Origin of the sequence: Vibrio sp. ED004, assembly GCF_023206395.1 — a bacterium.
Taxonomy (GTDB): domain Bacteria; phylum Pseudomonadota; class Gammaproteobacteria; order Enterobacterales; family Vibrionaceae; genus Vibrio.
Genome location: NZ_CP066150.1, coordinates 182,634 through 196,565, shown reverse-complemented (window position 1 = coordinate 196,565; position 13,932 = coordinate 182,634). Strand labels below are relative to the sequence as shown.

The following is a 13,932-nucleotide window of genomic DNA, read 5'->3' as shown; positions in this document are numbered from 1 at the left end:
GAGCACGAATAGCATGGATAAGTTTTCAGACATGGCGATGTTCGTCAGTATCGTGAAACATCAAGGTTTGGCTGCTGCAGGACGTGAACTGGGTTTATCACCCGCGACCATGACTGCAAGGCTTCAGGCACTGGAAGAACGATATGGTGTGAAGTTGTTGAATCGAAGTACGCGCCATGTGTCTTTGACCGACTCTGGAGAGCTGTATCACAAGGCGTGTTTGGAGATTTTAGACAACGTTAGCGAGGCCGAAAACCTGATTCAAAATGGTGTCAAAGAGGTCAAAGGCCCACTCAAAATCGCCGCGCCGAAAGACATCGGAAAGCAGTACATTCTTCCTATTCTTTCTGAGTTCTGTCAGCAATATCCTGATGTGATTCCTTACCTCTATTTGAACGATAACCTTTCGAACATTGCTGAATCTGGCATGGATATCGTGGTCCGTTATGGTGAGTTGGTCGACAGCAGTTTGATATCCAGACGTTTGTCACCAAGCCGACGTGTGCTGTGTGCCTCGCCTGAATATCTCGCCAAGCATGGAACGCCGTTGATACCACAAGATTTGGTTGAACATGACTGTTTGGCTATGCTGCGTAGCAATGAAGAACTCAAGACATGGCATTTCCAAGACCACGATATGAAGAAGTCGGTGACGGTTGTGCCGAAGCGATTTTCAGACGATGGCGAAGTGATTCGATACTGGGCATTGAAAGGAGAAGGGATTGCGTTGAAGTCGGTACTTGATGTGCAAGATGACATCAATAACCAACGTCTTGTGACTCTACTTAATGGCTACATGAAGAACTTCAACACCGCGATGTCGGTGTCGAGTGCCGATTTGAACGTGGTGTACATCAGCAAGAAATATCAGCCGAAGCGTATCCGGTTGTTTTTGGATTTCCTGCTCGAACGGTTTGGCGATCTGCTGGTTAAGTAATGCAGTAACAGGCAAAGATTAATTATTGTTAATCTAACGAAAATGAAACATCAATATCGACAAACGTATACTAAGACTGAACCTCCTTTGAGGTAAGCACCTAACATCATTACCGAATTGTGGTTTACCCCCTAAACCGCATCTGGCTCGCATTAGTCACGCGAGCCTTTCTTTTTTCTGACGATAAATTTTTTATTTCCGGTAAAATTTGACGTTGAAGCAAGAGGGCTATCAGTGAAAATACTAATCATCGAAGATGACACCACCACCAGAGAATTTGTCGCGAAAGGGCTAGAGGAACATGGCTATGCTGTCGACCAAGCTGAAGATGGTAAAAAAGGCCTGATGATGGCTTTAAGTTCTGAATATCAGCTCGTCGTTTTAGACCGAATGTTACCCTATCTAGATGGTATGAAAGTGCTTTCTGCTATCAAAGCCACTGAAGAGCACTTACCTGTTTTAATTTTGAGCGCGATGGATAGCGTGGAAGATCGAGTCAACGGCTTACAAGCGGGCAGTGATGACTATTTGATCAAGCCATTTGCTCTCGCAGAACTGATTGCGCGCGTCGACATCATAATCAATCGAACGAAACGTCAGTCGGTTAGTGAGACTAATTTAGTTTATGATTGCTTAGAAATCGATTTACGTGCACATCGAGTGATGTGTAAAAATCGAGAACTGTTGTTACAGCCTAAAGAGTTTCAGTTAATTCAATACTTTGTTGAACACAGCGAACAAGTAGTTTCGAGGATGCGTTTGTTTGAAGCTATCTGGAGCTACCACTTTGACCCGAAAACTAATGTGATTGATGTTCACGTCGCTAATCTAAGACGTAAGTTGGAAGACGCGGGTTGCTCTGATCTTCTTCACACTGTCAGAGGGGCAGGGTATGTCCTTCGCCGATGATTACACGCTTACTCGTTCCTCGGTATTTAAAACACTAGTCGCGTTATTCGTCTTGATAACAGTGATCAATGTTATTGTTATTAGGCAAGTTTATAAAGACTCAGACGCTTTTCATCGTGAACAATTGGTCAAACAATTACAGGATGAATCTTCAGAATTCAGTTATGTTGCTCAGCAGAGCAAGGCCGATGTCGAGAAGCTACTCGCGGCAAAACAAACCTCCGATAGCAACTTTTATTACCATTTAGTAGAGCACTCAACTCCCCCCGGTTCACTTCCCATTTATCCCGTGAGATCCGTAGTATCAGAAACGACTGATATTCCCATTGGCGACACCCACAGGTTGGTGATCGGCATTGATCAAAAAGCAGTAGAAGAGTATCGCAATACGCTTATTCCTATCGTATTTTCTGGAATCGTTTTACCTATTGCGGTGATGTTAATAGCCGCTCTGTTTTTCACGGTACTTATCTTAAAACGCTTAGAAAGAGTCAACCAAGCGATGAACCGAGTCTTGTGTGGTGAGAAAAACGTTAAGATTGCGGTATCGAAGCAGGATGATGAGTTCGATATTTTGGCTATTCACCTCAATTTTATGATTGAGCAGATGGCGAAAAATGAAGAGTCATTGAAGTCGTTGACCGTAGGAATGGCACATGACATGCGTACCCCGATGGCTCGCCTAAAGTTGCGCCTTGAAGAGGTGTTGTCTACGTCTGATCTAACAGAAGAACATCAAGAACAGTTCTCTGCTTGCCATGACGAATTGGAACTGATTCTGTCACTATTTAACAGCATGCTTGAAATAACCAAGTTGAATAGTGGCCAAATGCCGATAGAGACCGATCGTGTTGATCTTGGAAAAGTGGTTCAAGATGCGATTGAATTTATCAGCCCTATTGCCGAAATGAAGCAACAAACCTTGAGTTGTAGACAGGATCAAGACTGTGAAGTACTCGGGGACAAAAGCCTGCTCTTTCGTGCCGTGTTTAACTTGGTTGAGAATGCTGTGAAGTACACGCCTGAAAAGGGTGAAATTGAAGTCGTGATCGACCAGTTCGGCGTGTCAGTTGCGGACAACGGTATAGGTATCTCTGATAGTGATAAGTTGGACGTATGCCGACCGATGTTCCGAGCGGATAAGAGTCGTACTGAGTTTGGCAATGGTCTTGGATTATCTTTGGTCGATGCGGTAGTAAAGCGTCACAACGCTCACCTTATTCTGCGCGATAACTTTCCAAGAGAAAGCCATCTAAAAGAGAGTCGTCCAGGGTTGCGAGCGCGCCTTTACTTTGAGCGCTGAGCAGCTTCTTAATAAAGATATGTTTTTGATTTTCCCTTAGCTGAAATAGTGAATAAGACAAAGGCCAAAGCTTGTGCTTTGGCCTTTTTATTAACTTGATAGCGCTTCGCATTTTTTCTATTCAGAATGATGCTAAAGCTTGTGTTTGAACTAGCCGGGAACGACTACGCCCGTTAGGTCTTGGCTTTCAGGGATTTGTCTCATTGCATGAGCAACCTCTTCTGCTTCTGTTCCTATAATGACCTGAAGGTTATTAGAACCAATCTTAACCACACCCAACGCTCCAATCGCTTTTAATGCGGCTTCATCAACGACGGTCAGATCATTGACAGATAAGCGTAGTCGAGTGATACATGAATCGATATTGGTTAGGTTCGCATGACCGCCTAGCACTTTAAGGTATTGGGCTGCTTTCTCGTTTGAGCTCACTTCTGCGACTTCTGCAACGTCTACGTCTTCTCTGCCCGGTGTTTTCAAGTCAAACTTGATGATCGCAAAGCGGAAGATTGAGTAATAAATCGCAGCAAAACAGAACCCTTGAAGCACTAGCATGTATGGTTTCATCGCCAATGGCAGATTGTACGATAAGACAAAGTCAATCAAGCCGCCGCTGAAAGTGAAGCCCGCGATCCATTGCATGCTCGCAGCAATATACAGTGAAATAGCGGCTAGGAATGCGTGAATCACGTAAAGCACTGGTGCGACAAACATGAAGGCGAATTCAATAGGTTCTGTTACACCCGTTAGAATCGCAGTAAGCGCTGATGCACCTAGAATACCGCCGACTTTCTTTTTGTTTTCTGGTTTTGCACAGTGGTACATCGCCAAACATGCTGCAGGTAAACCATAGCCCATAACAGGGAAGAACCCGCCTTGATAGATACCGGTTACACCAAGTTCACCAGTGCCAGACCAGAACTTAGAAATATCGTTGATGCCCACTAAATCGAAGATGAAAACTTGGTTTAGTGCATGGTGTAAACCAACAGGAATCAGCAATCGGTTAAAGAAACCGTATAGACCAGCGCCTGTTGCCCCCATTTCTGAAATTGAGATGCCAAAGTCGACCAACGCACCATAAACAACAGGCCAAACGTAAACCATCACTAAGCTGATGTTGATCGCAGCAATTGAGGTGATGATAGGAACGAAACGCTTACCCCCAAAGAATCCAAGAACAGCTGGCAGCTTTATTGTGTGGAATCGGTTGTACAACGTAGCGGCGACAATACCCATCATGATGCCAGTGAATGCACTCACAGCGGCCTTCGATGCGATAAGCTCTGATGCGCCCATTTGATCAACAGGTACACCGGTGATTTGAGATATAACCGCGACATTGCCGACAATCATCTCCACGATGAGCAGGCCGAGTAAGCCTGAAAGTGCAGCGGCGCCGTTGTTATCTTTTGCTAAACCATAAGCCACGCCCACGGCGAATAGCCACGCTTGGTTATCCATAATACCTTTGCCGCCATACACAAGTATGGTTGCTAACGCGCTGTTTGCGCCCCAACCGGTTGGGTCCAACGCATAACCTAAGCCAAGCATTAAACCACCAGCTGGCAGTACCGCGATCGGCACCATCAGTGCTTTACCTATTTTTTGTAAGTATCCGAGTATATTCACTTTTCGTTCTCTCTATATTTCGATTAATACTGGAAGCTTACTTGCACAAGGATTAAGGGCGGGTTGTGTGTAGATTAACGATTGTTAATGTAGGGCGATGTCGTAGTAAAACTGAGAATTATTGAAGATCTTATGGATAAGTTGATTGTTCTGAAAGTGGTAAATTCAAAGCTTCATTACGGACAAGGTAAATAGTTCTCGTTAAGATAGTTCGATTACAAGGATGTAAATGGAGATAAAAATGAAAGTCATCGGAGATACGGTTATCCAACCTTTTCACAAGGCAACCTGTCATTGCGGTGCGGTTGAACTAGAGCTTAGCTTACCTAACGGAATAGAGAAGCCACGTCGTTGTGATTGCTCTATCTGTCGTCGCAGGGGAGCGATTGTGGGCTCTGTTGCGCTAGATGGCATCAAGATCCTCAAAGGTGCGGAGCATCTTAAGCTTTATCAATTCAATACCAACACCGCGAAGCATTATTTCTGCTCAAACTGCGGTATCTATACCCATCACCAACGCCGCTCAAGCCCAAATGAATACGGTTTTAACATCGGCTGTTTGGAAGGAGTGAACCCTTTTGATATTGGTGATGTGGTGACCAACGATGGTGTGAATCACCCTGCTGATCGTTAAGTAATGAACATTAAAAAGGAACGGTTCTATGTCTGAATATGGTGCGCTCATTCGCTGGCAAAAAGCGGCAGATGAAGCCTTTAGCGACAATCAATACAGCCGCGGTCATACGTGGGAGTTTGATGGTGGAATCACTGTACCTGCTTCATCTTCTCCTCATGTTGTGCCGCTCCCATTCTCGGTGGAAGCGAATGTTGACCCAGAAGAAGCCTTTATTGCGGCACTTTCTAGCTGCCATATGCTGACTTTTCTGGGAATCGCCGCGAAGCAGAAGTATGTGATCGAGTCTTATGTGGATGATGCGATTGGTGTGCTTGAGGAAGATGAATCAGGCCGCTCATCGGTCACTAAGGTGACTCTGCGACCTGACATTGTATTTCTAGGCACCAAACAACCAACCGCCAAACAACTCGAAAAGCTACATCACTTGGCGCACAAAAATTGCTTTATCGCGAACTCGGTAAAAACAGACATTGTGGTAGAGATGTGAGATTAATTTAAATTAATCACAAGATTTCTTTAATAACTTCGTCTTTTGAGTTTAGCCATCGTCTTAAGGGTATTCATGCAATCCAGTTGATTGTAAAAAGACCAAACACACTATTTGAGGAAACCTCCATGACAGCGTTTAAGAGTACATCGAACTACGGTGAAAATGCGTTTATTAAAAGCAAACCGCAGATGCTACAGAACATTTACAACACCACAGATGTATTCCCTTACTGGGTTGCCGACATGGATTTTCAGGTCGCGGAACCGATCACTCAAGAGCTTAACCGTCTGGTTGAGCGCGGTGTGTACTCTTACGAATTTAATGAACAAGGGGTGTTTGAAGCGCTGTCGCAATGGTATTCAAAGCGTCATGGTTTAAACCTTTCTACGGACAAGTTTGTTCAGGTGCCGGGTGTGCTTTCTGGTATCGCGTTGTTATTGCGCCAGTTCACCAACGAAGGTGATGGTGTGCTTATCCATACGCCAGCGTATCACCAGTTTTCGAACTTGGTGAACAAGGCTAACCGTCAGGTCGTGAAGAGCCCACTCATCAATGATGAGCAAGGTTACCGCATTGACTTCGATGGTATGGAACAGCAGATCATCGAACACAAAGTAAAAACGATGATTTTCTGTAATCCACATAACCCAACTGGTCGCGTGTGGACGCAGCAGGAAGTGACACAGGTTATCGAGATTGCTAAGCGTCATGATGTGTTGATCATCAGTGATGAAATCCACTCAGACATTATCTTTGAAGGTCACGCTTTCACGAGCTTGACCAGCTTTGATTACGACAAGATCATCACCTTGATTGGCTCTCCGGCGAAAACATTCGGTATGCACAGCATCTCAAACGGCTATGTGTACACCAACAACAATGAGCTATTCAAAGCTAACGTAGCGGCGATGTATCTTGACCATGGTAATGCCTTGACCACGTTTGCGACCATTGCTGCCTTCGAAAAAGGTGAAGAGTGGCTGGACGGCATGTTGGTGTATCTGCAAGACACGGTGAAATGGATCACTGAGTTTGCTGCGCAGCGCATTCCTCAATTGAAAGTGATCCAACCGCAAGGCACTTATCAAGTGTGGTTTGATTTTTCCGAGTTAGGTTTCTCGGAAGAAGAGTTAAAGAACGTGGTGTTTGAACAGGCTAAAATGGGGTTAACGCCGGGCGGCTGGTTTGGCGCTGAGAGTTATCATTTTATGCGAATGAACATCGCCACCTCGCGTGACAATATTGAGCAGTCATTTACTGCGTTAGCCGATGCGATTGATGGCTTTGAGCGAGGAAATCAGACTACTTCAACTTGTTGTGATAGCGACGCTACAAAAAGCTGCTGTTGATTACCCCGACTTATCTGAAAAATGCTTAGTCGCTGATACTGAGCTGTAGACTCTAAAAGAACAAAAAACCGCGAGGCTGCTTAGTGCATGACTGGCGGTTTTTTTGTGTCTGTGTAATCCTAAGCATGATTTTATTGAGTTGTGATTGAAGTGTTGAGTGGTAGTTCGAGAACACTTGAATGGATTGGTAGAGATTGGTTGGCAGAGAGTTATGTTTAGCGTTCCACTGAATAGTTTTGTACATCGTGTGAGTGATAAAATCCAAGTGATGGCGAATGCTGCGGAATGTGGATGTCAGTTGAAACGAGTTCGCCGTTCGCGAAATTGGCTGTTGGTCGCTCAAGAGCATCAACTCGTTGAATTTAAAAAGATGTTAACCCATGAAAAAGACGGTTGGATAGCAATCGCGATCGACAAAGTGCTGCCTAAACCTGTGGTGTGTTTGGCATCTCTGTTGGCCGCAACACCCTCAATGACGGTGGCTCAGCTGGTGATGGAATCTGGATGTTCAATGGCAGAAGCAAGGCGTGCTATTGATGAACATGAAGGTCTATAGGCGTATTCGAAACGTGTGAAACGAGAATCGCGAGCAGTAAAGAGCCCGTAACGATATTGCGCTGGAAAACGTCATATCGTTACGGGCTTTATCATCTGTGCTGCATTAAGCTAAGCCACGTGGCTTATGAAGCGGTGCTCGATTAAGAGTTCGCTACTTTTACACGAATCGTGTTTTTGCCAAGCTTTGACAAGTTCAGCTTGTTTAGTGCTGCTTTAGCTTCTTCTTGCTCTGGCATTTCAACAAAAGCAAAGCCTTTAGATTCGCCAGTTTCTTGGTCTAAAACTAGGCTGCACTCTTTTACTGAGCCAAACTCAGAAAATAGCACACGGATGTCTTGCTCAGATGTAGAGCGCGATAGGTTACGAACTAGAAGTTTCATAATAAACCTTGAATATGAATTTACGCCGAGCATTGTCGCACACTTTCACGCTTACCTTGGCATAATAATTTAAGTTCACGCTTGCTTTGATTTACTAAACATAGAGCCAGCGCTTTTGAGTAATCACAAGTGATTATTCGTCGTCGAACTGTTTGATCGTGAACGCGTCTTCGATTCGGTTAAGCTCTTCTTGTTCTTTCACTCGCTTCTCTTCTTGCAGGGTCGCTCTCGTTTCGTTGAAACGTTTTTTCTCTGACTTAGTCAGGAATTTTACAGCTTTTTTGTTGGTCAGTGCGTAAGCAACTACGTCTTCACCTTTTTCTCTGCGGTCGTTTACGCGTTGTGAGAAACGTTCATTGTCGCGAGCTTTACGCTCCGCTGAGGTCAACTTGCTCATGCTTTAAAGCCTTTTCAATTATTCATGGTAGGGAATCTACGCTTAGCGAAACAAATGGGGACTGCTGAGTATGAGTCTAGCCCATTTGTATGCTGGTGGCGCATCTTAGCACAGTGGCTTGAGCATGCAGGTATGCTATTCGAGGGATTAAACAAAACAGCCCACAATTTTCGTTGTGGGCTGTTTTGTTACGTACTGTAGATGAGATGTAGTCATCGATTTGAAACCAAAAAGCAGAAACGGCAGTTAAATCAAATCTTCTCGATGTATAAGATGACCTCTCCCACTTTAAAGCCAAACTTGGACATCTCAGTCTTGTTGAACAAGCGCTTGTCGTCCATCAAGAACATCCAATCATCGAGCACAACTTCATAAGTGCTGCCGTCTACTTCAATTTCGAGATCATATTTCCAATACAATGCCGAACCTTGTGTCTCGCCGTAAGCGGTACCTACTACATCGTTGGCGGTGCCTGAATAGGTGTTTTCGCCCGTTTTGAGTAGATTCCAAACGCGAGTTGAGCGCTCGCCATCAGCAAAAGAGAACCACTCTTTTATTTCTCCGTTGTCACCGTCCCAAGTCGCGATCAGTTTGACATCGAAGCGTCGCAGTAGGTTACCAGAGCGGTCGAGCACCATGCCGTAGGCCATTAGCTCGCCATTAAAAAAGGTTTCAAGCTTGAGCTCTGGCGTAGTGTCGGCATGGTCTTCTAAACTTGCAGAACCACAGCCCACTAGCCAAGTGAGTGAAAAAAATGCCAGAGCGAATTTTATTATTGTTGTTTTTGGATTCATTTTTTCAAACCTAAAAGTTGTTTACGAAGAACGGGTTCCGAGGTGTTTTCAGATAGCCAAATGGCTAAGAAAGCTTCACCAAACTGCTTGTCTTGGATGGTGCCGATCGGTTGCTCATCGAAATAAAAACGACTCACGTTATCTTCAGCGACACGAATCGTGAGTGTGCTTCCTTCTTCCACGTTAGGCCACATCGCATACAAGGGTTTCAACCAACGTTGAATGTTGCTGTTAGAGTAGCCTAGCTTGTTCCACTGATCTTCGGTAGCGTCTACGAGGTCTTTGCTGTCGATAGAGCGGTAATATTCGAGCTTTAAGGCTCGTTCAGAGTTGGTTGGAGTCGCGTAGAATTCTGCGGAGTAGAGAGTCCAAAACAAGTAACTCATCTCACCTTGGCCGCGTTTATTTAAGTCATCGACCGCAGAGGCTTTAGTGTTTCCGGAAAATATCAGCGCAGCAAAAATTAACGAGAGAGTGATAAAGCTTAGAAGTGTGTTTTGTGCTCGCTGATGAGTGCGAACAATAACGTTCTCAGGTTTGAACGTTTGTGTCGGGTTGCTTGGATAAGCCATAAGTCACCTCGTTATTGCCATTCTAGGTTGTATTAAGTTGGAGTAGGCGGCCACCAGCAAGGGCAACAAAATCCCCCAACTTATTGCAAGGGCAGCGACTACCGATGCATCTGGCCAAGTCGTTAGAAGGGCACCTGCTTTGATGCCTCCCCAATAACTACTAGTACCTGCTACGAACCCTATGGCGAACAAGATCACTTTCGAGCATTTTAAAAGCCAATTAAGGCTGTGGTTGAAGCTAATCAAAAACATGATCCACAGGCAGATGAGCCACACAGGAAACCACGATTGATTGGCAATTTCAGAATCGACGGCAAACACGCCGAAGTGAAGCATGAGGCTATCAAGCAATAGCCCCAATGGTAATAGAATGAGTATCTTCAAATCGCTACTGCGAGTCGGTGATAGGAGGAAGTGAACCACTACAATCAGTGGCGTGACGAACGGGGCTTGCGCGGTAAAGAAGGCACTGCAAACCCAGGTCGCTTGAAACAGTACGAGATTAATAATCCAAAACTGCTTCATCTTTTGCTCCAAAGTATCGAGGTTTTCTTGCGACTACATGGTGAGTACTGATCACGCGCTCTTTGAATGCGCCTTCACAGTAGCAGAAGTAGAAGATCCACAAGCGCTTAAACTCTTCTGAATAGCCGAGGGACTCTAACTCTTCCCAACTATTTTCAAAAGCAATGTTCCAATCATTCAGCGTTCGAGCGTAGTGCAGGCCAATATCATCAATTTCTTGAACCACAAGGTCGGTGCTGGTCGCAAGGTGTTGGGTCATCACTGAAACCGAAGGTAGGCAACCGCCGGGGAAGATGTACTTTTGAATAAAGTCGACACCTTTACGGTATTTATCGTAACGGCTGTCTGCAATAGTAATCGCTTGGATCAGCATCTTGCCTGAAGGTTTAAGTAGCGATGAACATTTCTCAAAGAAGGTCTGCAGATATTCATGACCAACCGCCTCGATCATCTCGATAGAGACCAACTTGTCATACTCACCAGTGAGGTTACGATAATCCTCTTTAAGCAGGGTGATTTTGTCTGTTAAACCAAGGGCTTTTACTCTCTGCTCTGCAAGCGCGTGTTGGGCATCTGAGATTGTAGTTGTGGTGACATGGCATCCGTAGTGTTGCGCCATGAATATAGCTAAGCCACCCCAACCAGTGCCTATCTCGACCACGTTATCTTTCTCTGACAACTCTAATCGCTCACAGATAGTTTTCATTTTGTTTTGCTGAGCTTTGGATAGGGTTTCTGCTTCTTCACTGTAGATAGCAGAAGAGTATTGCATCGAGCTATCTAAGAAGCGCTCGTACAACTCATTGCCAATATCGTAGTGCGCAAGAATATTCCGCTTAGAGCCTTGCTCGGTGTTGGCATTCTTACGACGCAGCAAGAGGTTTTTGATGCGAGAAATCCACTGTGTCTTGTCATCAAGCTCATCCAATTGAGCTTGGTTCCGAGCCATGATTTGAATCACACGCGTGAGATTCGGGCTGGTCCATTTGCCATCGATGTAAGCTTCAGATGCACCGATACTGCCGTTGATGACAACATCTCTAAAAAAGGTCGCATCATGAATCACGATTCGACCTTTCAACTCGGCTTCTCGATCACCGAATACGGAATGTTGGTCGCGCTCAATGATCTCAAGCGTCGCGAATTGCAGGCGTTCTAACACCTTGAAGATTAAAGCTCGATATTTACAGTTGCTTGAAACAGCAACGGCATTAGCTTGTTGTTCAATGTTGTTGTTTTGTTTTGCAAGCTGTTCCATGTAAACCTCGCTGAGAATTCATTCTAACTTTTTGCCAACTAAAGTCGGGTGCTGTTCTTTGGTCTTAGCTCACCCGAGTCGCTAATTGAGCTGTACTATTTAGTTACTGTGAGGCGCTTAAGACGTTGAGTCTGGGTGCGCAACGAAAGGTACTTTTTTCAGGAATAATTTGAGAGCCTGATAATAGATTCCCATCACGACTTTTATCGTCATTGCTGGAATCTTGAATACCGTTCGTCTAATGTTTTTCTTGGTCACGGACTGCTTGGTCAGTGCCAGTGTCGCATCGAAAATTTTGTCGCTTCTGCGGCTCTCGATGTGAACGAGTGTTCGTTTCGCTGGTGGTTTTATTTTCCACAAATAATTCATGTCTAAATCCATGAACGGCGAAACGTGAAACTCTTTTTTTACTTTCAACTCTTTGTGCATGTCGATGAGATAATAGTGTCTTTCTCGCCAAGGCGTGTTACTCACTTCGGCCAACATGTAACGACAATCACTAGCCTCGTCGTAACAGAAAAAACAGTTGATGGGGCTGAAATAAATCCCTAAACAACGGCACTGAGCCAGCATCGTCACACGGTTTGAATCAGACCAAACCCCACCAAGTTGTTGCACTTTGGAAGCTATACGTTGCTTGAGTGATTTAGGTTCATCCGTTGAGACATTTTCTTTTTTTTCAGCGAGATAATCCGATTCGACAAAGCGAATTGGGTTGTACCATCGAGTCCCGAACAGCGCGCTGCGCGCTGTGGTTTGGGGCAGTTCATCAAGATCCAGCCCCATCATGTAAAGCTGATAACTGAACTCATGAGTAATGTCACCAAAACGGCGGTGTCTTACGTTACCCCAATAGATACCGCTGAGCTCTTCACTCTTTTCGGATGCGATCCCCATGTCGGGTGTCATGGTGTGCGTGTTCATAGTGCTGAACTCGTACTCAAATCTAAGCCGAAGCGTTTAGTCACATCGAGTGCACTGTGAACGCCATCTTCATGGAACCCGTTGTACCAGTACGCGCCGGCGAAATGAGTCTGGTTTTTGCCACAGATCTGCTCGCGCTTGTGCTGAGCCTCTACGGTGTTCGAGTTAAGTACCGGATGATGATAAACAAAGCTGCGAATGATTTTTTCTGGGTCGATGGCTTCGCTTTGATTCAAGGTCACACAGAAGGTGTCTTGGCTTTCGATGCCTTGCAGAATGTTCATGTTGTAAGTGACACAGGCTGGTCGTTTGCTGTCGCCATCCAACATGTAGTTCCAGCTTGCCCAAGCCAGCTTTCTATCTGGCAGTAGGCGGGTATCGGTATGCAGAACCACTTCATTACGGCTGTATGGGATTTCGCCGAGTACCTGTTGTTCTTGCTCTGTCGCATCACCAAGCAGACGTAACGCTTGGTCTGAGTGACAGGCAAAGATTACTTCGTCGAAGTCTTGTGTGCTGCCATCTTCAAATTCAATCGTGATGCCTGTTTCTTGGCGAGTTACTTGTTTAATCGATGTATTGAGTGCAACAGACTTACTTAGGCGTGAAAGGATGATTTCAACATAAGAACGCGATCCTTTTGGAATCACATACCACTGCGGGCGGTTAGCAATGTCGAGCAGACCATGGTTGTAGAAAAATTGAATGAAGAACTTAAGCTCAAACTCTTCCATCTCTTCTAAGCTAGTCGACCAAATAGCGGCACCCATCGGCAGAATGTAGTGTTGGCTAAAGAAGTCGGAAAACTGGTTTTCACGCAAGAAACTGCCAAGGGTAACGTCTGGAGTAAACACATTGCTTTCGAATTGCGCCTTACACAATTTGTTGAACTTAAGAATGTCAGAAACCAAAGACCAGAATTGAGGTTTGAAAATATTACTCCTCTGAGCGAATAACGAATTAATGCTGTGGCCGTTGTATTCGAATTTAGTCGTGTTGTTGTGTACGCTGAAGCTCATTTCAGTGGGTTGCCTTTCGACACCGAGTTGCTCAAGCAGTTTGTTGAAATTTGGGTAAGTTCTGTCGTTGAAAACGATGAAGCCAGTATCAATTGAAAACGCCGTGCCTCGGTGTTCTATATCAACCGTAGCAGTGTGCCCGCCGACGTAGTCATTTTTCTCGAATACCGTAACGTCGTGGTGTTTATCTAATACATGTGCGCAAGTCAGTCCAGAGATGCCTGAACCTATAATGGCGATTTTTTTCATTG

General features: G+C 45.0%; 16 protein-coding genes. 7 read left to right on the top strand and 9 right to left on the bottom strand.

Annotation, left to right across the window (positions count from 1 at the left end):
* The first annotated feature begins 13 nt into the window (after positions 1–13).
* From ITG10_RS18450 to ITG10_RS18440, 3 genes are all read left to right on the top strand, one after another.
* The gene (locus ITG10_RS18450) at positions 14–937 is read left to right on the top strand and encodes a LysR family transcriptional regulator (protein WP_017630305.1); all 924 of its coding nucleotides are present in this window, start codon (positions 14–16) and stop codon (positions 935–937) included.
* Between the two features lie 234 nt (positions 938–1,171).
* Positions 1,172–1,846: a response regulator transcription factor gene (locus ITG10_RS18445; RefSeq protein ID WP_017630306.1), complete on the top strand. Its 675-nt coding sequence runs from the start codon at positions 1,172–1,174 to the stop codon at positions 1,844–1,846.
* Positions 1,830–3,149: a HAMP domain-containing sensor histidine kinase gene (locus ITG10_RS18440; RefSeq protein ID WP_017630307.1), complete on the top strand. Its 1,320-nt coding sequence runs from the start codon at positions 1,830–1,832 to the stop codon at positions 3,147–3,149. The genes ITG10_RS18445 and ITG10_RS18440 overlap by 17 nt, the downstream gene beginning before the upstream one ends.
* Before the next feature lie 150 nt (positions 3,150–3,299).
* Here the strand turns inward: ITG10_RS18440 and nagE are convergent, their stop codons facing one another.
* The gene (nagE, locus tag ITG10_RS18435) at positions 3,300–4,778 is read right to left on the bottom strand and encodes an N-acetylglucosamine-specific PTS transporter subunit IIBC (protein WP_026084185.1); all 1,479 of its coding nucleotides are present in this window, start codon (positions 4,776–4,778) and stop codon (positions 3,300–3,302) included.
* Between the two features lie 241 nt (positions 4,779–5,019).
* On the opposite strand from nagE, the gene ITG10_RS18430 reads away from it, so the two are divergent.
* The 4 genes from ITG10_RS18430 (at position 5,020) to ITG10_RS18415 (ending at position 7,810) form a co-directional block, all read left to right on the top strand.
* On the top strand, positions 5,020–5,412 hold the full coding sequence (locus ITG10_RS18430; protein WP_017630309.1) for a GFA family protein: 393 nt from the start codon (positions 5,020–5,022) through the stop codon (positions 5,410–5,412).
* Positions 5,413–5,440: 28 nt separating this feature from the next.
* Positions 5,441–5,902, top strand: coding sequence for an OsmC family protein (locus ITG10_RS18425; RefSeq protein WP_017630310.1), 462 nt, complete (start codon positions 5,441–5,443; stop codon positions 5,900–5,902).
* Between the two features lie 128 nt (positions 5,903–6,030).
* The gene (locus ITG10_RS18420; protein WP_017630311.1) at positions 6,031–7,254 is read left to right on the top strand and encodes a PatB family C-S lyase; all 1,224 of its coding nucleotides are present in this window, start codon (positions 6,031–6,033) and stop codon (positions 7,252–7,254) included.
* A gap of 211 nt (positions 7,255–7,465) precedes the next feature.
* Complete coding sequence (locus ITG10_RS18415; RefSeq protein WP_026084186.1) at positions 7,466–7,810, top strand: ribosome recycling factor family protein; 345 nt, start codon at positions 7,466–7,468, stop codon at positions 7,808–7,810.
* Between the two features lie 142 nt (positions 7,811–7,952).
* On the opposite strand, the gene ITG10_RS18410 is transcribed toward ITG10_RS18415, so the two are convergent.
* The 8 genes from ITG10_RS18410 to ITG10_RS18375 all read right to left on the bottom strand — a co-directional run bounded on the left by ITG10_RS18410 (position 7,953) and on the right by ITG10_RS18375 (position 13,930).
* Positions 7,953–8,192 carry an RNA-binding protein gene (locus ITG10_RS18410; protein ID WP_017630313.1) on the bottom strand — a complete coding sequence of 80 codons (240 nt, stop codon included), beginning with the start codon at positions 8,190–8,192 and terminating at the stop codon, positions 7,953–7,955.
* A 133-nt stretch (positions 8,193–8,325) separates the two neighbouring features.
* Positions 8,326–8,589, bottom strand: a complete 264-nt coding sequence (locus ITG10_RS18405; RefSeq protein WP_017061275.1) for a hypothetical protein — start codon at positions 8,587–8,589, stop codon at positions 8,326–8,328.
* Positions 8,590–8,840: 251 nt separating this feature from the next.
* On the bottom strand, positions 8,841–9,383 hold the full coding sequence (locus ITG10_RS18400; protein ID WP_017630314.1) for a DUF3833 domain-containing protein: 543 nt from the start codon (positions 9,381–9,383) through the stop codon (positions 8,841–8,843).
* Entirely contained in the window at positions 9,380–9,955 is a 576-nt protein-coding gene (locus ITG10_RS18395; RefSeq protein WP_017630315.1) for a chalcone isomerase family protein, read from the bottom strand. The genes ITG10_RS18400 and ITG10_RS18395 overlap by 4 nt, the downstream gene beginning before the upstream one ends.
* 3 nt (positions 9,956–9,958) lie before the next feature.
* Entirely contained in the window at positions 9,959–10,480 is a 522-nt protein-coding gene (locus ITG10_RS18390; protein WP_017630316.1) for a DUF2878 domain-containing protein, read from the bottom strand.
* Positions 10,458–11,738, bottom strand: a complete 1,281-nt coding sequence (locus ITG10_RS18385; protein ID WP_017630317.1) for a cyclopropane-fatty-acyl-phospholipid synthase family protein — start codon at positions 11,736–11,738, stop codon at positions 10,458–10,460. Before ITG10_RS18385 ends, ITG10_RS18390 begins: the two co-directional genes overlap by 23 nt.
* A 117-nt stretch (positions 11,739–11,855) precedes the next feature.
* Positions 11,856–12,662, bottom strand: a complete 807-nt coding sequence (locus tag ITG10_RS18380) for a DUF1365 domain-containing protein (RefSeq protein ID WP_248387057.1) — start codon at positions 12,660–12,662, stop codon at positions 11,856–11,858.
* The gene (locus ITG10_RS18375; protein ID WP_248387056.1) at positions 12,659–13,930 is read right to left on the bottom strand and encodes an FAD-dependent oxidoreductase; all 1,272 of its coding nucleotides are present in this window, start codon (positions 13,928–13,930) and stop codon (positions 12,659–12,661) included. The genes ITG10_RS18380 and ITG10_RS18375 overlap by 4 nt, the downstream gene beginning before the upstream one ends.
* Between the last annotated feature and the right edge of the window lie 2 nt (positions 13,931–13,932).